Origin of the sequence: Rhizobium sp. S96 (assembly GCF_030382195.1) — a bacterium.
Classification (GTDB): Bacteria; Pseudomonadota; Alphaproteobacteria; order Rhizobiales; family Rhizobiaceae; genus Rhizobium.
Window position 1 is genome coordinate 290734 of record NZ_JAUDRY010000042.1, and the last position, 24246, is coordinate 314979.

Sequence of the window (24246 nt, forward strand, 5' to 3'; positions counted from 1 at the left end):
ATCACTCATCGGTTTTCGGCATTGGTACAGTGCCCCCGGCAACGGGGACGACCGCATGGCATACGTGGCGCGCCGGCGCTGCCCGATCATGGAACCTGTCGATCATCAGGCCAATGGCCTCGCGACCGAGGGCGCCACGATCGACGCGCATGGTGGAGAGCGGCGGATTGGTCATCAGGGCGCAGGGTAGATCGTCGAAGCCGACAATTGCGAAATCTTCAGGCACCCGAAGGCCTGCCTCGGTGACGGCTTCCAGAACGCCGACTGCAATGAAGTCGTTCATGCAGAAGGCGGCGCTAAAGCCTTCGTTTCCATCCAGAATGGCCGCCATCAATTCGTGGGCTTCCCGGCTGGCACTGCCTTGGAAACTCATTGGAACCACCTTGCTGGTGGCTCCCTCCGCCGACGCGATCGCTGCGTCAAAGCCCCTGACTCGCTCGCGGATGGTGTGGCGATGAGAACCGGTGAAATGCAGGATCTTGCGATGTCCAGCTGCGAGCAGCCGCTCGGCGGCCTGGAGGGCGCCGAAAAAGTTGGCGGGAGAGACACCGTCGAGCCGAAGCTGTGGATCAGTACCGTTGACGAGAACGACTGGAATCTTTTCTGCCTCGACCCACTGTCGCAGCGCAGGATTGGGGTCGATGCCGACCAGAAACAGGCCTTCGGCGTTGGTGGCCTTCATGTGGTCGCGTATGACATCAGGCATCGCGCGGTCCTCACGGACCAGCCGCACTTCGAAGGACATGCCCGCGTCCGCTGCGCCCGCGCGCAAACCCTCGACAATCGACTCGTAAAAGACGCTGAGCCCGCCTGTCGCGCCGTCACTGGCAATCAATGCAAGACCGCCCGGCATTGGCTCTGAAGAGCCCTTGGTTGGGTAACCGTGCTCGGCTGCGACGCGCAAGATGTGCTGCCGGACAGATTCGCTGATGCCGGGTTCATTCGCCAGGACGCGCGACACGGTCGATACGGAGACGCCTGCAGTGGCGGCAATGTCGGCCTGACGCGGCCGCTTTGATTTGATTTCGCTCATGAGTGTAGAGTTATGCAAATTACGCAAATTTGCAATAGAAAGATATTTTGTTGCAAACAGAAAGTTTTTGCGTACTCTTTCCGCCACATGCCCGAAAGACGTTGGAGGACGCCAAGGGCAGGCAACCGGAGGAATCAGCATGCAGATCAATCGACGTTCATTTCTGATGGGCTCCGCCGGCGTGGCGACCGGCCTGGCATTCGGCGCCGGCGCTAGCATTCCGGCTTTTGCAGCGGACGCACAGCTGCGCGCCATGTGGTGGGGATCGAACGATCGCGCAAAGCGCACGCTCGACGTCGCCAAGCTCTATCAAGGCAAGACGCCCGGCGTGACGATCGTTGGTGAATCTCTCAGCGGGGACGGGTACTGGACCAAGCTGGCGACACAGATGGCTGGCCGTTCGATCGCGGATGTGTTTCAGCTCGAGCCCGGAACGATCTCCGATTACTCCAAGCGCGGGGCCTGCCTGCCGCTCGATGAGTTCGTGCCCTCGACATTGAAGGTCGATGCCTTCGGCAAGGACGTGCTGAAGCTGACGACTGTGGACGGAAAGCTCTACGGCGTCGGTCTTGGCCTCAATTCATTCGCGCTCTTCTTCGATCAGACGGCATTCGAGAAGGCTGGTATTCCGGTGCCTACGCCGGATCTCACCTGGGACGAGTATGCAAAGTTGGCAGTCGAGCTCACAAAGGCGGGCGGCAGGGACAATTACGCGGGTGGACCCTACGGCGCGCGCTACAACTATGTGTTCGACGCCTGGCTGCGGCAGCGCGGGAAGAGCCTTTACAAGGACGCGACGCTTGGCTTCGACGTCGAGGACGCCAAGGAGTGGTACAGCTTCTGGGAGGAGCTGCGAAAGAAGGGTGGCACCGTTGCAGCCGACGTACAGACGCTGGACCAGAACACGATCGACACCAATTGTCTGGCGCTCGGCAAGTCGGCAATGGGCATGGCCTATTCCAACCAGCTGGTCGGCTACCAGCTGATCTCGAAAAGCAAGCTGGCCATCACGATGCTGCCCCGCGAGAAAAAGGGCGGACCGTCGGGCCACTACTATCGCCCGGCTCTCATCTGGAGCGTTGGCGCGACGACGAAGAACGGCGAAGCTGCGGCACGGTTCATCAACTTCTTCGTCAATGACCCGGACGCCGGCAAGATCCTTGGTGTCGAACGCGGCGTGCCGATGTCGCCGGCGGTCCGCGAAGCGATATTGCCGAACCTCAACCCGACGGAGCAGGCTACCGTGAAATACGTGAACCTTCTCAAGGATCAGGTGGGTGACTATCCAGCGCCTGCGCCTTTGGGGTCTACGGAGTTCGACCAGCGCGTCCTGCGCCCGATCGCCGACGAACTCGCGTTTGAGCGGACGACGCCTGCTGAAGCAGCGGCACGACTGGTCGAGGAAGGGAAGGCCACGATCCGAAGCTGAGATCGTGGATATTTGAACCGCCGGCGGCCAAGCCCCTCCGGCGGTTCAGCGCATCCGAGATAAGGAAAGATCATGCGTAAGGCGATCATCGTTTGGGGCGGCTGGCGGGGCCATGAGCCGGAGCAATGCGCCGGCATCGTCGCCGGGCTTCTCGCGGAAGATGGCTTCCAGACGGAGGTCACTAACGATCTCGGCATCTTCGGTTCGCCGAGGCTCGCTCAGGTAGATCTTGTAGTGCCTGTGATCACGGGCGAGGTCCTCGAAAAAGCCCATGCCGACGCCCTCGTGGAAGCCGTACGCGGAGGGCTCGGTCTTGGCGGACATCATGGCTCGCTCGCCACCTCATTCAAGGAAAGCGCCCCGTTCCGCTACGTCTCCGGCGTGACCTGGGTTGCCCATCCAGGCAATATCATCGATTTTCGCGTCGCGGTTACCTGCCCGGAGGACCCGGTGATGCAGGGAATTCCGGATTTCGACTATCGGTCCGAGCAATATTACCTGCACTACGACCCTTCCATCGAAATCCTCGCAACCACCACCTTCACCGGCGAACACGACCCGGCAGCCCGCGATGTCACCATGCCGGTCGTCTTCAAGCGCAGCTTTGGTGCCGGTCGTGTCTTCTATTCCGCGCTCGGTCACGTCGCCGCCGAATTCGATCATGCCCATATGCCACTGATACTGCGGCGAGGCCTGAGCTGGGCCGCGCGCCGCTAGGCGAGGGCAGGTCCTCGGGACCTGCATCCCCATCCTGGGCAATCCGGAGGATTTGCGACGGACGCTATGGCACTCCGGCCTCCCCCAGCTGATGCTCTCCGGTGGTCGCCAATTTGTAGAAGAATTTTCCTGCGAAGCGCACATTCTTGAGATTCCTAATTCTCGATTAATCCTACTGAAATAGTAGTCTTTAAGAAAGAAAGTGAGTTTTCAATGACTTTGATGTCTTCGATCTGTTAGCGCTTCGCAAGCTCCCCAGCTGAAGAAACGCTGCCTCGCTTATCTTTCCCAAAGGCCTGCCCAACCCAAACAGACGTACGGAAAGCCAATTCCGTATGGGTAGGCTCTGTCTCAATTCTTCTATCGAAAGGCATTCCAGGATGGATCGTCTCGACCGCAAGATCCTTCGCATTCTGCAGGAGGACGCGACGCTGTCGGTCGCGGATCTCGCGAAGAAGGTCGGTCTCAGCACCACTCCCTGCTGGAGGCGTGTCCAGAAGATGGAGGAGGATGGTGTCATTCAGCGGAAGGTTGCCATTCTCGACCCAGTAAAGGTCAACGCGAGCGTTACGGTCTTCGTGTCGATCCGGACGGACGCGCACTCGACCGAATGGCTGAAGAGGTTTTCGGAAGTTGTGGTGACCTTCCCCGAGGTTCTGGACTTTTATCGCATGAGCGGCGATGTGGATTATCTTTTGCGCGTTGTCGTGCCCGACATCGCGGCTTATGATGCTTTCTACAAACGGCTCATCGCGAAGATCGATATCCGCGATGTTTCCTCGGTATTCGCAATGGAGCAGATAAAGTATTCGACCGAACTGCCGCTCGATCACATGATTCTTTCGAAAGCCGCAGCCGAGTAGATTTGCCATCCACGACAGCCGGAAAGATTTTCCACCCCGAAATGCAAAAATGGACAATCAGGCCTCGTGGCGGCCCGTCGCATCGCTAAGTTTGGCCAAAACAATTAAACCAATTAACTCATGGAGATATGGAAATGAACCTCGCCGCCGGCCGCGCTAAACTGCTCGGTACCGTTTTTAGCTTGGGGCTTCTTTTGGGAGCGCCGGTCACCTATGCCGAAACGCCGCCGAATGTGCTGGTCGTTGCCCAGTCGATCGATGATGCCGTCAGCTTCGACCCGGCCGAAGGCTTCGAGTTGACGACGGTTCAGTCTTTCAACAACTTGTATCAGCGGCTCGTGCAGTCCAACCGGGATGATGGCACGAAAATCGAGCCGGCGCTGGCTGCCTCCTGGAAGGCTGACGGCAAGAGCCTGACGTTCGAGTTGGCCGATGCGAAATTCGCCTCCGGCAATCCGGTGCGCGCCGAGGATGTCGTCTTCTCGCTGACCCGCGCAGTGAAGCTCAACAAGTCGCCTGCCTTCATCCTGAACGAGCTCGGCTGGACGGCTGACAATGTCGACGCGGCTGTCACCAAGGTCGACGACAAGCACGTCAAGCTCACCTGGACGGCTGATGTCGGCTCAGGCTTTGCCCTGTCGTTGCTGACGGCGCCGATCGCCTCGATCGTCGATGAGCAGACCGTTGCAGCGCAAGCCAAGGACAATGATTTCGGCAATGAATGGCTGAAGACGAATTCCGCCGGCAGCGGTGCCTTTGCCATTGCCACCTACACGCCGCACGAAGCTCTCGTGCTGCAGGCAAATCCGAACTCTTCCGACAAGCCGAAGCTGGAAAGCGTGATCATCCGCAACGTTCCTGACGTTAGCGCGCGCCGCCTGCTGGTCGAACAGGGTGATGCCGATATCGCTCGTGGCCTGTCGGCCGACCAGATCGAAGCGCTGAAGGACAAGAACGGCGTCAAGGTGCTCTCCGTTCCTTCTGCCCGCACCGACTATATCCTGCTCAACACCAAGGCGAATCCGACCCTTGGCAATCCGGCCTTCTGGGAAGCGGCTCGCTATCTGGTCGATTACGATGGCATCGCCAAGAACCTGCTGCGCGGCCAGAGCACCGTGCATCAGGCCTTCCTGCCAGTCGGCTTCCCCGGCGCGCTGACGGATACGCCATTCAAGCTCGACGTCGAGAAGGCGAAGAAGGTTCTGGCGGATGCCGGCATTAAGACGCCGTTCAAGGTCGAACTCATCGTCTTTAACGACCAGCCGTTCCTCTCGATCGCGCAGTCGCTGCAGTCGACCTTCGCGCAGGCCGGCATCAACCTCGACATCCAGCCGGGCGTGGCAAGCGACATCTATGCACGCGGCCGTTCGGGCAAGTTCGAGATGACCCTTCGCTACTGGATCCCGGATTATTTCGATCCGCATTCCAACGCCAGTGCCTTTGCGATCAACAAGGACAACTCCACCAACACGGCCGCGAAATATGCCGGCTGGGTGATTCCTGAATTGACCGACGAGACGCTTGCAGCCGTCAAGGAACAGGATCCTGCCAAGCGCGTCGCGCTCTATCAGGATCTGCAGAAGAAGATTCAGGCTAGCTCGCCCTTCATCTTTACGCTTCAAGGCAACGACCAAGTCGTGCTAAGCGACAAAATCAAGAACTATGCCCAGGGTCTCAATGCGGACCAGGTCTACTACGACAAGGTGGAAAAATAAGTGCCGCAAGCGGCAACGCGATCCAATGCCGACATGACCAACTCCCGCCAGCGCAAACGCTGGCGGGAGTTGTCGTTCGTTCGGCCATTTCTTAAGTGGTTTTGGTCATTCGCGCTGACCCTTTTGGGCTTGGCGATCGTGACCTTTGCGATGACACGGCTTTCGCCGATCGATCCGGCCCTGCAGATGGTCGGCGATCATGCGAGCCAGTCGACCTACGAACAGGCGCGCCTGGAACTCGGTCTGGACCAACCTGTCCCGATGCAGTTCCTTCGCTATCTGCAGACAACACTTGCCGGAAATCTGGGGCAGTCGATCTCGACAGGGCAGCCTGTCGCCAAGGATATCGCCCGGACCTTCCCGGCAACGATCGAGCTGGCCACCGCGGCGATCCTGCTGGCAACCGTCATCGGATTGGCGCTCGGCATAGCCGCTGCCGCCCGGCAGGGCACCTGGGTGGATAGTGTTGCGCGGTTCGTCTCGCTGTTCGGCTATTCGGTCCCGATCTTCTGGCTCGGGCTGCTCATGCTGCTCCTGTTTTATGCGCGGCTGCACTGGGCGCCGGGGCCGGGAAGGGCCGACGTCGTCTTTCAGTACACCGTAAAGTCCGTGACGGGATTTGCGCTCATTGATTCATGGATGTCGGGGAAGACAGGGGCGTTCCGCGACGTGGTGGCCCATCTGGCCTTGCCGTCGATTGTCCTCGCGCTTCATGCGACGGCAGCCATATCGCGATTGACGCGAGCTGCTATCCTTACTGAACTCGGCCAGGAATATGTGACGACCGCTCGCGCGAAGGGTGCGAACCTGCGCCGCATCGTGTTCGTCCATGTCCTGCCCAACATCTCGGGCACGCTGTTGACCGTCATCGCGCTCTCGTACGCCGGCCTGCTGGAAGGCGCGGTTCTGACGGAAACGGTCTTTGCGTGGCCCGGTATCGGTCGCTATCTGACGACCGCGATGTTCGCGGGCGACACGCCGGCAATCCTCGGGGCGACACTTGTCGTCGGCGCGTCGTTCGTCTTGTTGAATGCACTGACCGACCTCGGCGTCGCGCGCATCAATGCAAGGGGACGGCGATGAGCGATATTGCTGATATCCCCGTCGGCAAGGCGGCGTTTGTCGGGCGGTTCATGAGGTCGCGTTCCGCCGCGATCGGGGGCCTGATTGTCCTTCTCATTCTGATGGTCGCGCTGCTGGCGCCGATCCTTGCTCCCTATGATCCCAATCTTCAGGAGACCGCAAACCGCCTCATGCCGCCAACTGCCGGGCACTGGCTGGGCACGGATGCGTTCGGGCGCGATATCCTGTCGAGGCTGATCTACGGAGCGCGGCCGACCTTGCTGCTGGTGCTGATCGTCGTCCTGCTGATGGCACCGCTCGGCATCGTCGTCGGCACTCTTGCCGGCTTTTTCGGCGGTATGACGGAGCGCGTGCTGATGCGGCTCACGGACATCGTCATGTCCTTTCCGCGCCTTCTGCTTGCCTTTGCCTTCGTCGCGATCATGGGCCCGGGTCTCATCAATGGTGCTTTGGCGCTCGCGCTGACAAGCTGGCCCGCCTATGCGCGCCAGGCGCGCGTCGAGACCGCGGCGCTGCGGCGGAGCGATTATCTGGCGGCAGCCGAGATGGTCGGCATCAAGGGCGTCCGGCTGCTTTGGGGGCATGTTCTGCCACTGGTTCTGCCTTCCGCCATCGTTCGCCTTGCGCTTGACCTTTCGGGCATCATTCTCGCCGCCGCTGGCCTTGGCTTCCTTGGGCTCGGTGTCCGTCCGCCGACAGCGGAATGGGGATCGATGGTGTCTGAGGGAACGCAGGTGATCTTCGACCAATGGTGGGTCGCCGCGGTTCCCGGTACCGCGATCTTCGTGACCTCGCTTGCCTTCAACCTGCTTGCCGACGGCCTGCGTGACATTCTGGATCCACGCCATGACTGAGCCGCTGCTGTCCATCGAGGAACTGTCGATCTCGTTCCCGTCCGATCGCGGCCCGGTGCGCGTCGTCGACGGCGTTTCCTTTTCTGTCGGGCGCGAAATCGTGGCAATGGTCGGTGAGTCCGGGTCGGGCAAGTCGATGACCGGACGGGCAATCATGGGGCTTTTGCCGTCTCGCGCCGAGGTGCAGGCGAAGCGTCTGATGTTCGACGGACAGGATCTGGGCGGCCTGACGCCTGCCGGCTGGAACAAGATCCGAGGCAACGATATCGGGCTTATCCTGCAGGATCCGAAATATTCGCTGAACCCGGCGCACAGGGTCGGCCGACAGGTCGAAGAGGCCTTGCTGCTACATACCGGCCTATCGGCGGTCGAGCGCCGCGAGCATGCGCTTGATATGCTGGCAAGGGTTGGTTTCACCGATCCGAAAAGAGCCTATTCAAGCTATCCCGCCGCGCTTTCGGGCGGCATGGGACAGCGCGTGATGATCGCGGCGATGCTGGTCAATCGGCCGAAACTGCTGATTGCGGACGAGCCGACCTCGGCCCTCGATCAAGACTTGCAGGACCAGATATTGAAGCTTTTGCGGGCACTCACCGAGGAACTCGGAATGGGTTTGCTGCTGATCAGTCATGACCTGCAACAGGTGTCGCGCTACGCCGATCGCGTCGTGGTCATGCGGAACGGCCGTATAGAAGAGCAGATGGTCGCGGCAGATCTTGCCGGGGCGCAGTCGGGCTATACGCGGGCGCTTTGGAATGCGCGTCCGTCGGCGGCGACTTACGGTTCGCGGCTGCCGGTCTATGGGGACGAAGCATGACGGCGCTTTCGGTCGAAAGACTTTTTGTGACCTTTCAGGGCGCGGGAAGCGGCTATACGGCGGTTCGTGGCGTCAGTTTCGAGGTGGGCGCAGGCGAAACCTTCGGCCTCATCGGGCCATCAGGCTGTGGCAAGACGACTGTGCTGCGGGCGATCGCCGGCTTGAATACCGGATGGCAGGGAGAGATCCGTGTGTTCGGCCAGCCGTTGTCGCCAGGCAGGAAGATTACCGGCGCCGCTCGCGAAGAGATTCAGATGGTCTTCCAGGATCCCTACTCGTCGCTGCACCCCCGCCATCGTATCGCAAGGACGCTCGGCGAGCCATTGTCGATCCGTGGCGTACGCGATGTAAGGGACCGTGTGCACGCAGCGCTCGATCAAGTCGGGCTGAAGCCGGTGGTGGCGGAACGCTATCCGCACCAGCTTTCCGGTGGGCAGCGCCAGCGCGTGGCGATCGCTCGCGCCTTGCTGCTGAAGCCGAAGTTGCTGTTGCTCGATGAACCGACCTCGGCGCTCGACGTTTCGGTGCAAGCCGGCATACTGAACCTGCTGAACGATTTGAAGGCTGCGCATGGGATGACGTTCATTCTCGTCAGTCACGATCCCGGCGTTATCGGCCACATGTGCGATCGCACCGCTGTCATGGCAAATGGTTCGATCGAACGGATACTCGACCGGCAGGCACTGGCGGACGCGGTCGCGCCGCAATAGCGGACCGGCACAGTCCCCGCTGATGTTTTACCACCTGTCGACTATTCGGCAATTTCGCATTGCGCTCACGACAAGATCACGATAGTAAACTTGACTAAAATACACATGTTTTCCGGTCGCGCCGGAATGCGAGACCGGCCATGACGTTTCAACCGAGAATGCAAAACAAGATCGAGGGCTTTTCCGTTATTGGCGGCGCGCATCGCCGCCAATGGAACGGGATCGTGGCCGATGTCTGGGATGTCGAATGCGCCCCCTATGCGGGAGGCTATTACGTTGCCAGCGATCCCCGCCTCTTCATTTTGCTCGACTTGCACGGTCCCGGCAATTCAAAGGTAAGGCTGATGCCCAAGGGGCAGGGCACGGTCCAAGATAGGGCCTACCGGCCGATTTCCTATGTTCCTGCCGATATGGAGCTCTGGGCAGATCTGGTGGATGTCGAGTTTATCAGGCATCTCGACCTTCATTTCGATGCGGATATCGTCAGCGGCCGGCTGATGGAAGAAATCGATCCCCAAAGACTGAAAAGCCCGCAGCTTCTGTTCTCGGACGAACGCATCGTCACGCTCGCGCAGTTGATCGCTGCCGAATGCACCAATCCGCAGCCGCTGCACGACCTCTATGGCGACGGCTTGGCGATGTCGTTGATCATCGATGTGATGAAGTTGACGAAGGCGACACCGCGCAAGCGCAGTAAGCTTGCGGCGTGGCAACTGCGCAAGACGACCGAGTTCATCGAGCAAAATTGCCTCCGCAACATCCGCCTGGAAGAGTTGGCGGTTCTCACCGGGCTCTCGCAATCGCATTTCAGCCATGCTTTCAAGGCTTCGACGGGCGTGGCACCGCACCAGTGGCAGATGAACGCGCGTCTCGACAGGGCCAAGCAGCTTCTTGTGGAGGGCGATCAGCCGCTGACGGTGATCGCGGCTGAAACGGGATTTTCCGATCAGGCGCATTTCACGCGTGTCTTCCGCAAGAATGTCGGCACCACGCCTGCCTACTGGAAAAAGGCGCGGGTGGCCTGAAAGACACAGCGGTCGGGCGTTCGTTTGCAGTGCGAAAAATTGCCCAAAATCGTTCAATTCTCCCCGGATAGCGACAAGCTCGGCCATTAAAATTGAGTTAATCACTCACCTTATTCAGGTGATGGCCGTGCCTTTGCGCGGCGTGGATGGGGTAACGGCATGCATAGCAGGACCAAGGGTTTCATTTTCAGGGCCAATCTGTTGGCGGGGGTGGCTGTTGCCGGGTTGGCACATGCGTCCTCCGTGCTGGCGCAGGAGGCAACGGAATTGCAGCCGGTGGTGGTTCAAGGTGCAGACGTCGCCGCGTCCGATGCCGCGGCGACCGGCCCTGTCAAAGGCTATGTCGCCAAGGCGACGACGACGGGTTCGAAGACCGACACTCCGCTGAACGAAATTCCGCAATCCGTCTCCGTCATCGGGCGGCAGGAGCTCGACGATCGTGGCATCACCAACAAGGTGGACCAGGCGCTGTTCTACACGCCGGGCGTTGTGGCTCAGCCTTATGGTAATGACGGCGATACGGACTGGTTCTTCATTCGCGGTTTCAACGCCACGCAGACCGGCGTTTTCATGGATAACCTCTCGCTGTTCAGCTATGGCTTCGGCGGTTTCCAGATCGATCCGTTCATGCTTGAGCGCGTCGAAGTGCTCAAGGGACCGTCCTCGGTTCTTCTCGGAGGCGCCAATCCAGGCGGCGTGGTCAACCTTGTGCGCAAGCGCCCGACGGATGACCCGCTCTATTATGCCGAGACTGGCATCAATTCGAACGGCAACGCATTCGCCGGTTTCGACATTTCCGACAAGGTCGGTTCCAGCGACACGATGACCTATCGTCTCACCGGCAAGGTTGCCGGTGGCGACAACTATGTCGATTACACCCACGACAAGCGTGGCTTCATCATGCCCCAGCTGACTGTCGCTCCGGACGACGCAACGAGCCTCACCGTTTGGGGTTATGCTGGCGCGCTCGATCAGGTGCATTCGAGTAACGGCTTCCTCCCCTACGTGGGAACGGTTGTGAACGCGCCCTATGGAAAAATCGACAGAAAGACATTCCTTGGCGAGCCCGATATCGATGACGGCAACTATACGCAGCAAATGCTTGGCTACGAGTTCGAGCACGAGTTCGACAATGGCTGGAAGGTGTCGCAGGACCTCCGCTATGGTCATCTGGACAAGCATGAGATCGGGCCGTACCCCTATGGCTACACCGACGCGACCCTGACCGAGCTTTATCGCGTCGGCTTCGAGGGTACCTCCAGGGTGGATACGGTCTCCGTCGATAACCGGGCAGAGAACGAGTTCGATCTCGGTGGCGCAACCCACAACGTCATGGTGGGCTTCGACTACAAATACTACAAGCTGGATCACGTGCAGAAATGGCCGACGTGGCCCGCCGCCGCGACGCCTATCAGCCCGGTTGATCCGATCTATGGCTTGCCGCAGCCGGCGAACGATGTGCAGCTCGATCAGGTTGTCACGCAGCAGCAGCTTGGCATCTACGCCCAGGACCAGATACACTTTGGCGGCGGTTGGGTGGCGACCGTCAACGGACGCTATGACTTCGTCAACACCGACGCCGATGCTGTTGTCGGGACGAGCTACAGCACGAACGATGCGGCAGCCAGTGGACGTGCCGGTTTGGCGTATGAATTCGATAACGGCGTGACGCCTTACGTCAGTGTCGCGAGCTTCTTCAATCCGCAGATCGGAACCGGTATCTCCGGCGCCCTGAAGCCGGAGGACGGCTATCAGGTCGAAGGCGGCGTCAAATACGAGCCGACATTTATCGATGGCGTGATCACAGCGTCCGTCTTCCACATCACCAAGCACAACAACACGGTCACCTATCCGGACTTCAGCCAGAGCCAGCTTGGTGAGGTTGTCTCCCGTGGTGCGGAGCTGGAAGCCAAGATCAATCTTGATGACAATTGGAAGATGCTTGGTTCGTTTGCCTATACCGACATGGAAGTGACCGAGAACCAGGCCAACCCCGCATTGGTGGGCAACTCGCCCTATATCGTCCCGAAGGTGACGAGCGCGCTGTGGCTCGATTATGCTGTGACGTCGGGTGCCCTGGAGGGGATGAGCCTTGGAGCTGGTGTCCGCTATCAGGGCTGGTCATGGGCCGATGAAGCGAACACCAGGAAGGTCCCAGGCGCAGCAGTATTCGACGCGGCTATCCGCTACGAAAAGGAAAATTGGGTCGCATCGCTCAACGTCAGCAATCTCTTCGACAAGGAATATGTGTCCGGTTGCGGTGGCCTCAGCGTTTGCGGTTACGGTGACGCTCGGACGGTTACGTTCAAGCTGAGCAAGAAATGGTAAGTTGACAGCGGTGGTTTAGTTTTGCATTGGCTGCGCGACCGGGAGGGCTTGTCCCTCCCGGTGTCTTACCCCGTTAGAACGGTCCGCTATCTCCTGTGACAACAGTGACGTATTCAACCCGAAGGCATTTCATCGCAGGCGCTGCCGCCTTGCTGGCCGCACCTGCCGTCTTGTCGGCGCAGCAGCTGCCGCGGGTGGCGACGCTGGACTGGGCGTTGCTTGAAACGCTGCTTGCGATTGGCGCGAATGTTGTGGCTGGGACGGAGCTTCGGCAGTTCCGCCAAGTCGCGGCGACGCCCGATGTGCCGGCGTCAGTCGCCGATCTCGGCTTGCGGGGCACGCCAAACTTCGAAGCCATGCGCTTTGCGAGGCCGGACCTGATCTTCAATTCGAATTTCTACGCCTGGGCCGACAATCTGATGAGCCGGATCGCACCGGTGGAAAGCCACGCGATCTATGAGCCGAACAAAAATCCCTTTGTGCTCGCCGAAGCGGCGACGCTCGCAATCGGGGACAGGTTGAAGCTGCCCGCAGCCGAGCAGTTACGAGACACGCTTTCCGAAAGACTTGAGCGACATCGCGCTGTCTTTGCCGCTGGTGACGGGCGACCGGTCATTCCGATCAATCTCGGCGATGCGCGGCACTACCGAGTGTTCGGTGCCGACAGCATGTTCGGCGAAGTCCTGAAGCGTGTTGGAGTGGCGAATGCCTGGTCTGGTGCCACCAGCTATTCCGCCATGGCGCCGGTCGGCATCGAAACGCTTGCCTCCGTTCCTGAGGCCTGGATCGTGATGATCCCGCCGCAGCCCGAAGATGCGCTGGCAGCTCTCAAGACCAGCGCATTCTGGAACGCGCTGCCGGCGGTGCGCCAGGGACGCGTCCTGACCTTGGGCTCGATCAATCCCTACGGTGCTTTGCCAGCAGCAATGCGGTTTGCCGATCTTCTCGCGGAGGGGCTGACACGTGCCTGGAACGGCTGACCGCATGCTAAACCGTACCATATCACCCTTGGCTCCGGCGAACGGCGTGGTGTTCGCCGTGCTCTGCGTCATCGCGTTCGCGCTGCTTGTTCTGTTGCGGCCACAGGTGCCCGTCGATGCCGCCGATGCGGCCATGCTGGATTCAATTCTCCTCTGGGACAGCATGTTGCCACGCGCGGCGATGGCGCTGATCGCGGGAGCTGCGCTCGGTCTTTCCGGAGCACTGCTGCAGCGAGTGCTGCGAAATCCGATCGCCGACGCCTCGACGCTCGGCATTGCCTCCGGCGCGGAGTTGGCGCTGACCATCGCCATGAGCTTCTCCCCACTGCTTCTCGGCTTGTCGCGGGAACTCGTTGCCTTCGGCGGCGGACTGGTAGCGGTGGCCATCGTGCTCGCACTCAGCTGGCGGCGCAGCCTCGATCCGGTGACGGTCGCTCTTTCCGGCATGATCGTGACGCTGATTGCTTCGGCGCTGAGTGTCACGGTTGTTCTCGCGCGCGGCGAATATGCGATGTCGATCTATATATGGGGCGCGGGTTCGCTCAGCCAGCAGGACTGGAGCGGTGTCCTCTCCCTTGGTCCCCGCCTGCTGATCGGCGCACTTGCCACCACGCTGCTGATGCGGCCCTTGACCGTGCTCTCGCTGGACGACGGGGCAGCAAGAAGCCTTGGGGTTGCCCTGCATTCCACCCGGTTCCTGGTATTGGCGCTCGGCGTCTGGCTCTCGGCCTCTGTCACGGCGCAGGTCGGGATCATCGGGTTTCTCGGGCTTGCGGCACCTGCTATCGCGCGGTTTGTCGGGGCGCGGACCACCCGGCAAGTGATGATTGTCGCTCCGCTGGCGGGTGCTGGCCTGCTGTTTCTCACCGATTGCGTCACGCAGTTGCTTGGGCCGGGCTTTTCCGACCTTGCGCCTGCGGGTGCCGCCACCGCGCTACTGGGCGGCCCCTTGCTGTTGTTCCTCCTGCCGCGTGTCCACTCCGTCGCCGCAGTGACGGCGCGCTCCAGCTCCGCATTTGGTCGTATGGAGCGACCATTTGTTGCCCTACTTGGACTCGGCGCGCTGATCCTGTTGTTCCTTGCTGCAGCCCTGACGATCGGGCAGGGCGAGGATGGCTGGCACGTTGCCGTGGGCTCGCTGTTTTCGGACCTGCTTCCATTTCGTCTGCCGCGCACGGCGGCTGCCGGAGGTGCCGGGGCGTTGCTTGCCGCCGCAGGCTTTATCATGCAGCGGGTGACCGGCAATCCGATCGCGAGCCCGGAAGTGCTGGGCGTTAGCGCGGGCGGCGGCGCCGGCCTGACCGTGGCGCTATTTCTCTTCGGGTTTCCGTCGCCGACAATCATGCTCACTGCCATGGCACTCGGAGCGTTGGTGACGTTTATGGTGATGGTTGCCATCGCTGGCCGTACCCAATTCGCACCCGAAAGACTGTTGCTGGCCGGAATAGCAATCGGCGCCTTCGCCATGGCGATCGTCACCATGGTCCTCGCGCAGGGCGATATGCGTGCATATATTCTGCTGACATGGCTCTCGGGTTCCACCAGTCGGGCCGGCGCCTTTGAGGCCTGGACAGCGGTGATTTCGGCCGTTGGTCTCGCCGGGGCGCTCCCCTTGCTGGGGAGGTGGCTGACGATCTTGCCGCTTGGCGGCAGCGCCAGCCGAGGTCTCGGCCTTTCGGTCGGCCTTAGCCGGCTGATCCTCGCGGTCATCGCTGCGGTGATGACTGCTATAGCCTCGTTCCTTGTCGGCCCGCTAAGCCTCACCGGCCTGATTGCGCCGCACCTCGCACGGTTGATCGGCTTTCAGAAACCCGGCCATCAACTGCTGGCGAGTATTCTGATCGGCGCGGGCGTTCTGATTGCTGCCGATTGGCTCTCGCGTATCATCATCTATCCCTATCAGGTGCCGGTCGGGCTCTTTGCAGCTTTGATCAGCGGTCCGTACCTCGTATGGCTGCTGACGCGTAGGCAGGGTCGGCAATAGGCTGGGAGACGCCCGGGGCGACCTGTCATACGCTCGGTCCACGGAACTGCTCGGTAAGCCGCAGTCCAGATGCGGCGCAATAAAATCGGCTCCCTGCGGCCATGGAAAGGGAGCCGATCTGTACCTTCAGCTCAGCTTATGCCGCCAAGGCAGACATATTTGATCTCCATGAACTCCTCGATGCCGTACTTCGAGCCTTCTCGGCCGAGGCCGGAAAGCTTGACGCCGCCGAAGGGCGCTTCGGCTGTCGAGATCAGCCCCGTGTTGACGCCGACCATGCCGTATTCCAGCGCTTCGGCGACCCGGAAGACGCGGGCGAGATCCTTGGCGTAGAAATAGGAAGCAAGACCGAACTCGGTGTCGTTCGCCTGCTCGATGACATCCGTTTCATCCTTGAAGCGGAAGAGGGGGGCTACCGGCCCGAATGTCTCTTCGCGCGCAACCGCCATGTCCTTGGTGACATTGGCAAGGACGGTGGCTTCATAGAAGGTACCGCCGAGCGGGTGGCGCTTGCCGCCCTGCACCACGTTTGCTCCCTTGGCCAGCGCATCGGCAACATGTTCCTCGACCTTTTCGAGGGCCGGCTTGTCGATCAGTGGTCCAAGGATCACGCCCTCGTCGAAGCCGTTGCCTGTTTTCAGCTTGCCGACAGTGGTCGCAAGCTTCTGCGCGAAGGCATCATAGACACCGTCCTGAACGTATAGCCGATTCGCGCAGACGCAGGTCTGGCCATTGTTGCGGAATTTCGCGATCAATGCGCCTTCAACGGCTGCATCAAGGTCGGCATCGTCGAAAACGATGAAGGGAGCATTGCCGCCGAGTTCCAGGCCGAGCTTCTTGATCGTCGGTGCGCTCTGTTTATAGAGCTCGGCACCGATCTCGGTGGATCCGGTGAAGGTCAGTTTGCGAACGGTCGGATTGGCGGTCATCTCGGCGCCGATTGCCGCGGCCGAGCCGGTGACGACGCTGAACAGGCCTTTCGGCAGGCCGGCGCGTTCGGCGAGATGGGCGATCGCCAGTGCCGAGAAAGGCGTCTGCGAGGCGGGCTTCAGAACCATGGCGCAACCGGCGGCAAAGGCGGGGCCGGCTTTGCGGGTGATCATCGCGTTTGGAAAATTCCAGGGCGTGATGGCTGCGACAACGCCGATCGGCTGCTTCATCACCATGAGGCGCTTGTCCGGCTGGTGGCCGGGGATCAGGTCACCGTAGACGCGGCGCGCTTCCTCCGCGAACCATTCGACGAAGCTCGCGCCATAAACGATCTCGCCAGTCGCTTCGGCGAGCGGCTTGCCCTGTTCCAGGGTCAGGATGCGGCCGAGGTCATCCTTGTTCTCGATCATCAGTTCGAACCATTTGCGCAGGATGCCGGAACGCTCCTTGGCGGTGCGTGCGGCCCAGCCCTTCTGGGCGGTTCGTGCTGCCTCGATAGCCTTCTTGGTCTCGGCCGCGCCGAGCTTGGGGACGCGGCCGATGATTTCGCCGGTAGCCGGATTGTTGACCTCAATCGCATTGGCTGGATCGGCGTCGATCCATTCGCCGCCGATCAGCGCTGCTTGGCGAAAGAGTGAGGGGTCCTTGAGGTTCATGTTGCTCATCCTGTTCAGAGAAGGTCTGCGACTCTGCATCCCGTCGGCCACGTCGGTCGTGACATCGGAGGCAATGTCTGCATCCTTTGGGTGGATGTCAAATGGCCCGTCGGCTTCGCGGAGGAGGAAGCCTTTTCGGGTGCTAGCAGCGTTTGCCGGAGCCGGCTATAGCCTCGCAACGGCCTGACCGGCGCGGTCCTCGAGGTGTCGTCAACTGTCGCGCAATCACGGCGCAAGTGGCGCGGCGATCGAGCCACGCTCGACCAGCGGGCACTCGATCTTGATCTTCTGCGTGGTGCGGTGAGATGAGATACCCTCGTTATGGTCGAGCAGCGCCCCCACGGCCCATCGAGCCATTTCGTCGTGGGGCAGCAGTACCGTTGAGAGCGGCGGCACCATGTAGGACGCCAGATCCTCGTCGTCGAAGCCCACCACGGATATGTCTTCGGGAACACGCAGGCCCCGGCTTTTGACCGCGTCGTAGGCACCCACCGCCATGCGATCGTTGAAGCAGAAGATGGCGGTCGGCGGGTCTTGTCGATCAAGCAGTTTGAGCGTCAGTTCGCGGCCACCGTTGACAGTCCAGCCACCCATGAGAATCAGGTCTTCATCCACAGGAACATCCCATGTGGTCAGGGCCTGTCGGTATCCTTTCTCGCGCTCTCTTGCGGCATCGATCCAGTCTTCTCCCTTAAGGTGAGCGATCCGTCGATGCCCAGCCTTGAGCAGCGCCTCGGTCGCGGCATGTCCGCCCGCAACATCGCCGGGAACGACTGACGGGTGTCGGCGATGCTTGTCGTAGCAGTTCACGAGAACCGTCGGTATGTCGTTCAACCGCTCCGGAGCAACGATCTGCCGGGTCGTCAAGGTCGTGTAGAGAATGCCGATGACATTGAGTTCCTGGAGCAGATCGAGCGCTGCGCTCTCGATCTTGGGATCGGACCGGGTGCAGAAGGTTGCGATCAGGATATCCTGCAGCGCGGCCTCGTCGCGCGCTCCCTCGATGAAAGGCATGGCGAACGGTGTCGTGCTGACTTCGTCTATCAGTAATCCGATGACGGGCCGACGATGTTCCGGAACGTTATGTCGCGGGCCCTTGCGATAGCCGAGCGCTTCCGCTGCTTCCATGACGCGTGCCCGAGTTACATCGGAAACGCGAGGATTGCTGACCCCATTCAATACCAGAGATACCGTTGCCTGTGAGACGCCTGCACGCTGTGCAACGTCAACCATGGTTGCACGCTTGGTCAAAGTCTGTCCCACTTCATCGATCGGCCCATCCCATTCATCAAATTATAGAAAATCCACTTTTCCGACAACCGGCCCCTGTGGGTTTTGCGCATCGTGGAATTTTCCGCTTGCCACCAAGTTATATTATCGATACCCATCACTAATAATATAACTAATAACATAATCCGCAAGGGAGAGAGTTCATGACCGCCCATGTCACGCCCGCTTTGGCGCCGTCCCAGGATGCGCGCAAGCGAATGACACTCGACGGCCTCTGGCAGTTCAAGTTCGAGACAGACGCCGACTGGCGGTCGACCAATGTCCCGTCCGTATGGCAATCCGAATTTGCCGATCTGCGTGACGCGTTCGGCAAGGGAATCTATCGCCGGCGGTTCTCGCTGCCGCAGGATTGGGCTGAACGTGAAATCTCCCTTCACTTCGGCGCGGTGAACTACTTCGCCGAAGTTTCGGTCAACGGTCAGTCGATTGGGACGCATGAAGGCGGTTACCTTCCGTTCGCGCTGAGCATCCCCAGCGCTCTGCTCAAGGCGGAGAACGAGATCGAGGTTTCGGTCACGCTCCCGAGCGCCGACGCGACCAAATACCCGCAGTTTCCTTTCGCGGAAATTCCGCACGGCAAGCAGAGCTGGTATGGCCCGCTTGGCGGCATCTGGCAGTCGGTGACTCTGGAGGCGCGTGACATCAGCAATATCAAGCATGTTGCGGCAAAGGCAGACCTTGCCTCGGGCACCGTTCGCTTCGATCTGGATCTTTCAGCAGCGGCGGCGGACGCAGAAGTGCATGTCATTGTGCACGGACCTGGCGGAGCGCTGGAGACGACAGGAAAGGGCGCTGGCCGTACGTTGAGCGTAGTCGTCCCACAGGTGAAGGCCTGGTCGCCGGAGACGCCGAACCTCTATCGTGCCGACATCAGCCTTGCCGTTGCAGGCGCAGTCGTCGATACCGCGTCGGTCACATTCGGTTTTCGCACCATCGAGACACGCGACGGACAGCTCTTCCTGAATGGTGCTCCTCTCTATATGCGTGCCGCGCTCGATCAGGACTACTATCCTGAGGGTATCTGCACACCGCCTTCGCTCGAGTTCCTCGAGGATCAGGCGCGCAAGGCCAAGGCTCTTGGGCTGAACACGCTGCGCATTCACATCAAGGTTCCCGATCCGCGCTACTACGATGTGGCGGACCGCATCGGACTTCTGATCTGGACCGAGATTCCGAACGTCCAGACATTCACGGATGCCTCTGCCCGGCGGATGCGCGAGACCATGGAGGGCATTGTTCGGCGCGATGGCCATCACCCGTCGATCATCGCCTGGACGATCATCAACGAGGATTGGGGAACGCGCACAGTCGAGAATGCCGACCATCGTCAGTGGCTGGCCGAGACCTATGACTGGCTGAAGGCGCTCGACCCGGGCCGCCTTGTTACGGACAATTCCGCCTGCTTCCCGAATTTCCATGTGAAGTCCGACCTCAATGACTACCACTATTACCGCTCCGTTCCTGAACGTCGCGAGGAGTGGGATGACATTACCAAGCAATTCGCCGATGGCGCCGCGTGGACTTATTCTGGCCTGGGAGATGCGCAGCGACGAGGCGACGAGCCTCTTATCGTGTCCGAGTTTGGCGTGTGGGGCCTGCCTGATCCGTCGAAGGTCCTGCTGGAAGACGGCTCAGAACCCTTCTGGATGGAAACCGGTGCGACATGGGGTGATGGCGTCGCCTATCCCCATGGCGTTCAGAAACGCTTCGGCGCGCTGCACCTGGATACCGTCTTCAAGGACTTCGGGTCGTTCATTGAGGCCGCGCAGTGGTATCAGTTCGCAAATCTGAAGTACGAAATCGAAGTGATGCGCGCGCACCCGACGATCGTCGGCTACGTCATCACCGAATTTACCGACGTTCATTGGGAGGCAAACGGCCTTCTCGACATCAACCGAAATCCGCGCGTCTTCCACGACCAATTCGCAAGCATCAATAGCGATATCGTGATTGTCGCCCGCCCGACTGCCTGGTCGGCTTACGCTGGGGATGTTCTGGAAGTTGATCTCGCGGTCGCCACAGGTGGTGCGTCCATCCCCGATGGGGCAACGATCCGCTGGGCCTATGGACACGACGGCGAGCGGACTCTGCCGGCAACGGCCGCCAATGCGGTGGCAAGCGTCGGCGTGGTGCCGATGCAGATGCCGGATACCGACGCCAACCGCACGCTACGCATCGAGTTCGAAGTCCTGTCAAACGGGCGGCGGCTTGCAACCAACGTTCTCGATATCGCGCTCTACGCAAAGCGTAGCCGGGCCAGCTTGCCGAGCATAGCCTCCAAGGATCCGGCGCTTCGCGCTTTTGCCGAGACGCTTGGCTATCCAGTCGCTGGACCTGAAAAAGCGGACGTCAATCTGGCGCATGCTCTCGACAAGAGCGACATCGAGGCAATGCGTCACGGCGCACGCTATTTCGTGATCGCGGATGGCAGCGTTCCCACGCATCGCAATCTGCGCACGGACATTCCCGAAGGCGAGAAGCTTTATCGCGAGATGACAATCGATGAACGGGACATGCCTGTTGGTATCGACCAGCAGCTTCCAGGCATTGGTCTGATCGCACGCGAAGGAACGCTGTGGCGCGGCGACTGGATCGCCAACTTCAGCTGGATCCGCCGGGCGGGTGCGTTCGCGTCATTGCCGGGTGGTCCGTTGCTCGACCTGTCGTTCGAGAAGGTCGTCCCGCACCATGTCCTGACGGGCTTCCGGACATTCGAATATGCCGGTCCGGTGCACGGCGGGCTCGTCATCGGTTGGGTCCACAAGCCGGCAGTCACGATCGCGGAACGGCGTGTGGGGCGCGGAAACCTTGTTGCAACGACCTTCCGGCTGACCAATGCGCCGGCCGGCACCGATCCGGTTGCCGCCGCCTTGTTCGACGCCATGATCGCGACGGTCAATCAGAGCAAGTGACGATGTCAGGTCCGGGCGCAGGAAACCGCGCCCGGTTCGGACGGCAAGGCTCTGGAGGCCCAAAAGCGGAGGAATACGTGGCGCTCATTGAACTGGTGAATATAAGCAAGCAGTACGGTGCCGTGCAGGTCATCGATAATCTGTCCCTGACGATCAACTCTAACGAGTTCATGGTCTTTCTCGGCCCATCGGGGTGCGGAAAATCGACCTTGCTGCGGATGATTGCCGGGTTGGAGGGCATCGACGGCGGCGAGATCCGCATCGACGGGAAGCGCATCGATCATCTGCCACCGGGCGAACGTGGGATCGCTATGGTGTTCCAGCATTACGCGCTCTACCCGCACATGAGCGTGCGTGACAACATGGCCTTCGGCCTGCGCAATATCGGTGTCGATGAAGCGGAGATCGGTCGCCGGGTAACGGAAGCGGCGCAGGTTCTTGTTCTCGACAAGCTGCTAGAGCGCAAGCCGGGGCAACTGTCTGGCGGTCAGCGTCAGCGCGTGGCCATCGGTCGCGCGATCGTCAAGGAGCCGCAGGCCTTCCTGTTTGACGAGCCACTGTCGAATCTGGATGCAGCACTTCGTGTTCGTACGCGCGTCGAGTTGGCGCAGCTTCACAACCGGGTCAAATCGACGATGGTTTTCGTGACGCATGACCAGATCGAGGCGATGACGCTCGCACACCGGATCGTCGTCATGAACAACCGGCGCATCGAACAAGTTGGCACGCCAATGGAGATCTATGCACGACCTGCGACCCGCTTCGTCGCCGAGTTCGTCGGCTCTCCCGCCATGAACTTTCTCCCCGTGACACTCGACGGCGATGTCGTTCGCCTTACCGATGGAGCGATCGTTCGTACGGCGGTCCGTATCAACGATCTGTCATCGACCAGCCACTACACGCTGGGCGTTCGAGCGGAGGCGATTTCGATCGGGCAAGCCGGCACAGGCGACACCGACGCGGTTGTTGAGGTGATTGAGCGGTTGGGCGACCGCACACTCGTTTATGCACGCATACCTGACAATTCGCTGCTGGTTGCTGAAGCCAAGGGGGACAGTCCGCTTGCGCCCGGTGCAATTGTGGCCTTGACGTTCGACGGCCGCAGAACTCACCTTTTTGACGCGGCCGGTCGCGGCTATCACACCGCGGAGGCGGCGTGATGAGCCAAGCCATCCACATGAACGAATCCAGGCTGCGAAACGGGTTGTTCGTTGCGCCGTTCGTGCTTGTCTTCATCTGCCTGCTTGTCATCCCTCTGTTTTGGGGCTTCTGGTTGGGGCTGACGAAGGCGGACCTGTTCGGCCCCGGCAAATTTGTGGGACTGGCCAACTACACGCGCCTGTTCAACGACAAAATCTTCCGCGGCGCGGTTCTCAATACGCTCTATTTCGTTGTCCTGACCGTGCCGGTTCTCGCGGTGTTCGGCCTCTCACTCGCTTTGGCGCTCAATCGCAAGACACGCTTCGCCTCGGTGATGCGCGCCGTCTTCTTTGCTTCGTCGGTGCTATCCGTCACGGTGGTAACCCTGATTTGGCGTATTGTGTTCATCCCCGACATCGGCCTGCTTTCCAATATCTTCGGCTGGTTCGGCCTGCCCCAGGTCACCTTCCTCAGCAATGCGCGTCTTGCGCTCCCGGCTGTCGCGATCGCAACAGTCTGGTGGGGCGTGGGCTTGCCGATGATGCTGTTTCTGGCGGCGCTGCAACAGGTACCAGGTGAAATCTATGAAGCGGCGGCGCTCGACAATGCCGGGCGGTGGAAGACGCTATGGCGCATTACGCTTCCGTCGATCCGCCGGACATTCCTGCTCGTGCTGATCATTCAGAGCGTGCTTCAGTTCCAGGTATTCGGCCAGGCGCAGCTGATGACGCAGGGCGGTCCCAACAATGCTTCGAGGCCGATCGTCCTTTACATCTACGACGTTGCCTTCACCCGCTTCGATGTCGGCATGGGCGCTGCGACCTCGCAGGTTCTGTTCGCGATCATCCTGATGGCCGGCATGCTGCAATACTTCCTTTCCAACCGGCGCGGAGAAAATCGATGAGCGGCACAAGCTCCGGCATGGTCGGAAAAACTCTGGGCGACCGCATCATCCTTCTGGCCGTCGTGGTCGCGGGCCTGATCATGGTCGTGCCGATCCTCTGGGTCGTCGGGCTATCGTTCAAGCTCAATGCGGAACTGAAGCTGGATACGAATTCGGTCTTCCACGTTCCCTATACGGTCAAAAACTACGTGGATGTCCTCGGCGGATCGAATGTTTTCCGCTGGTTCCTGAACAGTCTCATCGTTTCGTCGGGCATGACGCTCGGCGTGCTGATCCTGTCGTCGCTCGCCGGCTATGGCTTTGCCCGGCTGCGCTTTCCTGGACGCGACATTCTTTTCGTCATCGTTCTGTTCGGCCTTGCCGTGCCGGAGCAGGCGGTGATTGTCGCGCGCCATCAGATCTTCAGCATGCTGCGGCTGCATAACACCTATCCCGGTTTGATCCTGCCGGGTCTGGCTGCACCATTCGGTGTTTTCCTGATGACACAGTACTTCCGGGAGATTCCGAAGGAACTGGACGAGGCAGCGCTGCTCGACAACGCGTCACGCTTCAAGATTTTCTGGAAGGTGCTTCTGCCCCTGACCATCCCGGCCCAGGCGACACTCGGTGTGTTCACCTTCCTCGGCGCCTGGAACGACTATCTCTGGCCGCTCATCTCTGCGACCAAGAAGGACATGTACACGATCACCACCGGCATCGCTTCCATGCAGATGAACTTCGCCCAGACAGAAGGCCTTGGCTTCCTGATGGCCCAGGCGGTGTTCGCAGGGCTGCCGACGCTCGTCGTTTACCTGTTCTTCCAGAAATACATCGTCACTGCGGTTTCGGGTTACGCAGTGAGATGACGATCATGACCTGACAATCCGGTTTCAACCC

19 protein-coding genes are annotated in these 24246 nt (G+C 60.4%); 16 read left to right on the top strand and 3 right to left on the bottom strand.

The window, feature by feature from the left end:
• Nucleotide 1 precedes the first annotated feature (1 nt).
• The gene (locus QTL94_RS27595) at nt 2–1033 is read right to left on the bottom strand and encodes a LacI family DNA-binding transcriptional regulator (protein WP_289803779.1); all 1032 of its coding nucleotides are present in this window, start codon (nt 1031–1033) and stop codon (nt 2–4) included.
• A 139-nt stretch (nt 1034–1172) separates the two neighbouring features.
• Here QTL94_RS27595 and QTL94_RS27600 point away from each other — a divergent pair, with 139 nt between their 5' ends.
• The 12 genes from QTL94_RS27600 (at nt 1173) to fhuB (ending at nt 15538) form a co-directional block, all read left to right on the top strand.
• A complete protein-coding gene (locus tag QTL94_RS27600) occupies nt 1173–2462 on the top strand; it encodes an ABC transporter substrate-binding protein (protein WP_065693141.1) in 1290 nt (429 codons plus the stop codon).
• Nucleotides 2463–2534: 72 nt separating this feature from the next.
• On the top strand, nt 2535–3179 hold the full coding sequence (locus tag QTL94_RS27605) for a ThuA domain-containing protein (RefSeq protein ID WP_289803780.1): 645 nt from the start codon (nt 2535–2537) through the stop codon (nt 3177–3179).
• Between the two features lie 380 nt (nt 3180–3559).
• Nucleotides 3560–4042: an Lrp/AsnC family transcriptional regulator gene (locus tag QTL94_RS27610; RefSeq protein ID WP_065693139.1), complete on the top strand. Its 483-nt coding sequence runs from the start codon at nt 3560–3562 to the stop codon at nt 4040–4042.
• 134 nt (nt 4043–4176) lie between these two features.
• Nucleotides 4177–5757: an ABC transporter substrate-binding protein gene (locus QTL94_RS27615; RefSeq protein ID WP_065693138.1), complete on the top strand. Its 1581-nt coding sequence runs from the start codon at nt 4177–4179 to the stop codon at nt 5755–5757.
• A complete protein-coding gene (locus tag QTL94_RS27620) occupies nt 5758–6840 on the top strand; it encodes an ABC transporter permease (protein ID WP_289803781.1) in 1083 nt (360 codons plus the stop codon).
• Nucleotides 6837–7694, top strand: coding sequence for an ABC transporter permease (locus QTL94_RS27625; protein ID WP_113522024.1), 858 nt, complete (start codon nt 6837–6839; stop codon nt 7692–7694). Before QTL94_RS27620 ends, QTL94_RS27625 begins: the two co-directional genes overlap by 4 nt.
• Entirely contained in the window at nt 7687–8511 is an 825-nt protein-coding gene (locus QTL94_RS27630; RefSeq protein ID WP_289803782.1) for an ATP-binding cassette domain-containing protein, read from the top strand. The genes QTL94_RS27625 and QTL94_RS27630 overlap by 8 nt, the downstream gene beginning before the upstream one ends.
• Complete coding sequence (locus QTL94_RS27635) at nt 8508–9221, top strand: ABC transporter ATP-binding protein (RefSeq protein ID WP_289803783.1); 714 nt, start codon at nt 8508–8510, stop codon at nt 9219–9221. The genes QTL94_RS27630 and QTL94_RS27635 overlap by 4 nt, the downstream gene beginning before the upstream one ends.
• Before the next feature lie 140 nt (nt 9222–9361).
• Nucleotides 9362–10246, top strand: a complete 885-nt coding sequence (locus tag QTL94_RS27640) for a helix-turn-helix domain-containing protein (protein WP_289803784.1) — start codon at nt 9362–9364, stop codon at nt 10244–10246.
• Nucleotides 10247–10405: 159 nt separating this feature from the next.
• The gene (locus QTL94_RS27645; RefSeq protein ID WP_289803785.1) at nt 10406–12574 is read left to right on the top strand and encodes a TonB-dependent siderophore receptor; all 2169 of its coding nucleotides are present in this window, start codon (nt 10406–10408) and stop codon (nt 12572–12574) included.
• A 95-nt stretch (nt 12575–12669) separates the two neighbouring features.
• A complete protein-coding gene (locus QTL94_RS27650; RefSeq protein WP_502944203.1) occupies nt 12670–13554 on the top strand; it encodes an ABC transporter substrate-binding protein in 885 nt (294 codons plus the stop codon).
• 4 nt (nt 13555–13558) lie between these two features.
• Nucleotides 13559–15538: a Fe(3+)-hydroxamate ABC transporter permease FhuB gene (fhuB, locus tag QTL94_RS27655; protein WP_289803787.1), complete on the top strand. Its 1980-nt coding sequence runs from the start codon at nt 13559–13561 to the stop codon at nt 15536–15538.
• A 131-nt stretch (nt 15539–15669) separates the two neighbouring features.
• Here fhuB and gabD read toward each other — a convergent pair whose 3' ends face one another.
• The gene (gabD, locus tag QTL94_RS27660; RefSeq protein WP_289803788.1) at nt 15670–17124 is read right to left on the bottom strand and encodes an NADP-dependent succinate-semialdehyde dehydrogenase; all 1455 of its coding nucleotides are present in this window, start codon (nt 17122–17124) and stop codon (nt 15670–15672) included.
• Between the two features lie 225 nt (nt 17125–17349).
• Nucleotides 17350–18375: a LacI family DNA-binding transcriptional regulator gene (locus QTL94_RS27665; protein ID WP_289803789.1), complete on the bottom strand. Its 1026-nt coding sequence runs from the start codon at nt 18373–18375 to the stop codon at nt 17350–17352.
• A gap of 182 nt (nt 18376–18557) precedes the next feature.
• Between QTL94_RS27665 and QTL94_RS27670 the strand changes: the two genes are divergently transcribed.
• From QTL94_RS27670 to QTL94_RS27685, 4 genes are all read left to right on the top strand, one after another.
• Nucleotides 18558–21326: a glycoside hydrolase family 2 protein gene (locus QTL94_RS27670; RefSeq protein WP_289803790.1), complete on the top strand. Its 2769-nt coding sequence runs from the start codon at nt 18558–18560 to the stop codon at nt 21324–21326.
• Nucleotides 21327–21403: 77 nt separating this feature from the next.
• Entirely contained in the window at nt 21404–22486 is a 1083-nt protein-coding gene (locus QTL94_RS27675; protein ID WP_289803791.1) for an ABC transporter ATP-binding protein, read from the top strand.
• Nucleotides 22486–23370: a carbohydrate ABC transporter permease gene (locus tag QTL94_RS27680; RefSeq protein WP_289803792.1), complete on the top strand. Its 885-nt coding sequence runs from the start codon at nt 22486–22488 to the stop codon at nt 23368–23370. The genes QTL94_RS27675 and QTL94_RS27680 overlap by 1 nt, the downstream gene beginning before the upstream one ends.
• Nucleotides 23367–24215, top strand: coding sequence for a carbohydrate ABC transporter permease (locus QTL94_RS27685; RefSeq protein WP_065693126.1), 849 nt, complete (start codon nt 23367–23369; stop codon nt 24213–24215). Before QTL94_RS27680 ends, QTL94_RS27685 begins: the two co-directional genes overlap by 4 nt.
• The last annotated feature ends 31 nt before the right edge of the window (nt 24216–24246 follow it).

What these genes read in the sequence shown, in the direction of transcription:
- QTL94_RS27595 (WP_289803779.1), bottom strand. Translation starts at nt 1,033, where the DNA reads ATGAGCGAAATCAAATCAAAGCGGCCGCGTCAGGCCGACATTGCCGCC.
- QTL94_RS27600 (WP_065693141.1), top strand. Translation starts at nt 1,173, where the DNA reads ATGCAGATCAATCGACGTTCATTTCTGATGGGCTCCGCCGGCGTGGCG.
- QTL94_RS27605 (WP_289803780.1), top strand. Translation starts at nt 2,535, where the DNA reads ATGCGTAAGGCGATCATCGTTTGGGGCGGCTGGCGGGGCCATGAGCCG.
- QTL94_RS27610 (WP_065693139.1), top strand. Translation starts at nt 3,560, where the DNA reads ATGGATCGTCTCGACCGCAAGATCCTTCGCATTCTGCAGGAGGACGCG.
- QTL94_RS27615 (WP_065693138.1), top strand. Translation starts at nt 4,177, where the DNA reads ATGAACCTCGCCGCCGGCCGCGCTAAACTGCTCGGTACCGTTTTTAGC.
- QTL94_RS27625 (WP_113522024.1), top strand. Translation starts at nt 6,837, where the DNA reads ATGAGCGATATTGCTGATATCCCCGTCGGCAAGGCGGCGTTTGTCGGG.
- QTL94_RS27630 (WP_289803782.1), top strand. Translation starts at nt 7,687, where the DNA reads ATGACTGAGCCGCTGCTGTCCATCGAGGAACTGTCGATCTCGTTCCCG.
- QTL94_RS27635 (WP_289803783.1), top strand. Translation starts at nt 8,508, where the DNA reads ATGACGGCGCTTTCGGTCGAAAGACTTTTTGTGACCTTTCAGGGCGCG.
- QTL94_RS27640 (WP_289803784.1), top strand. Translation starts at nt 9,362, where the DNA reads ATGACGTTTCAACCGAGAATGCAAAACAAGATCGAGGGCTTTTCCGTT.
- QTL94_RS27645 (WP_289803785.1), top strand. Translation starts at nt 10,406, where the DNA reads ATGCATAGCAGGACCAAGGGTTTCATTTTCAGGGCCAATCTGTTGGCG.
- fhuB (WP_289803787.1), top strand. Translation starts at nt 13,559, where the DNA reads ATGCTAAACCGTACCATATCACCCTTGGCTCCGGCGAACGGCGTGGTG.
- gabD (WP_289803788.1), bottom strand. Translation starts at nt 17,124, where the DNA reads ATGAACCTCAAGGACCCCTCACTCTTTCGCCAAGCAGCGCTGATCGGC.
- QTL94_RS27670 (WP_289803790.1), top strand. Translation starts at nt 18,558, where the DNA reads ATGACCGCCCATGTCACGCCCGCTTTGGCGCCGTCCCAGGATGCGCGC.
- QTL94_RS27680 (WP_289803792.1), top strand. Translation starts at nt 22,486, where the DNA reads ATGAGCCAAGCCATCCACATGAACGAATCCAGGCTGCGAAACGGGTTG.
- QTL94_RS27685 (WP_065693126.1), top strand. Translation starts at nt 23,367, where the DNA reads ATGAGCGGCACAAGCTCCGGCATGGTCGGAAAAACTCTGGGCGACCGC.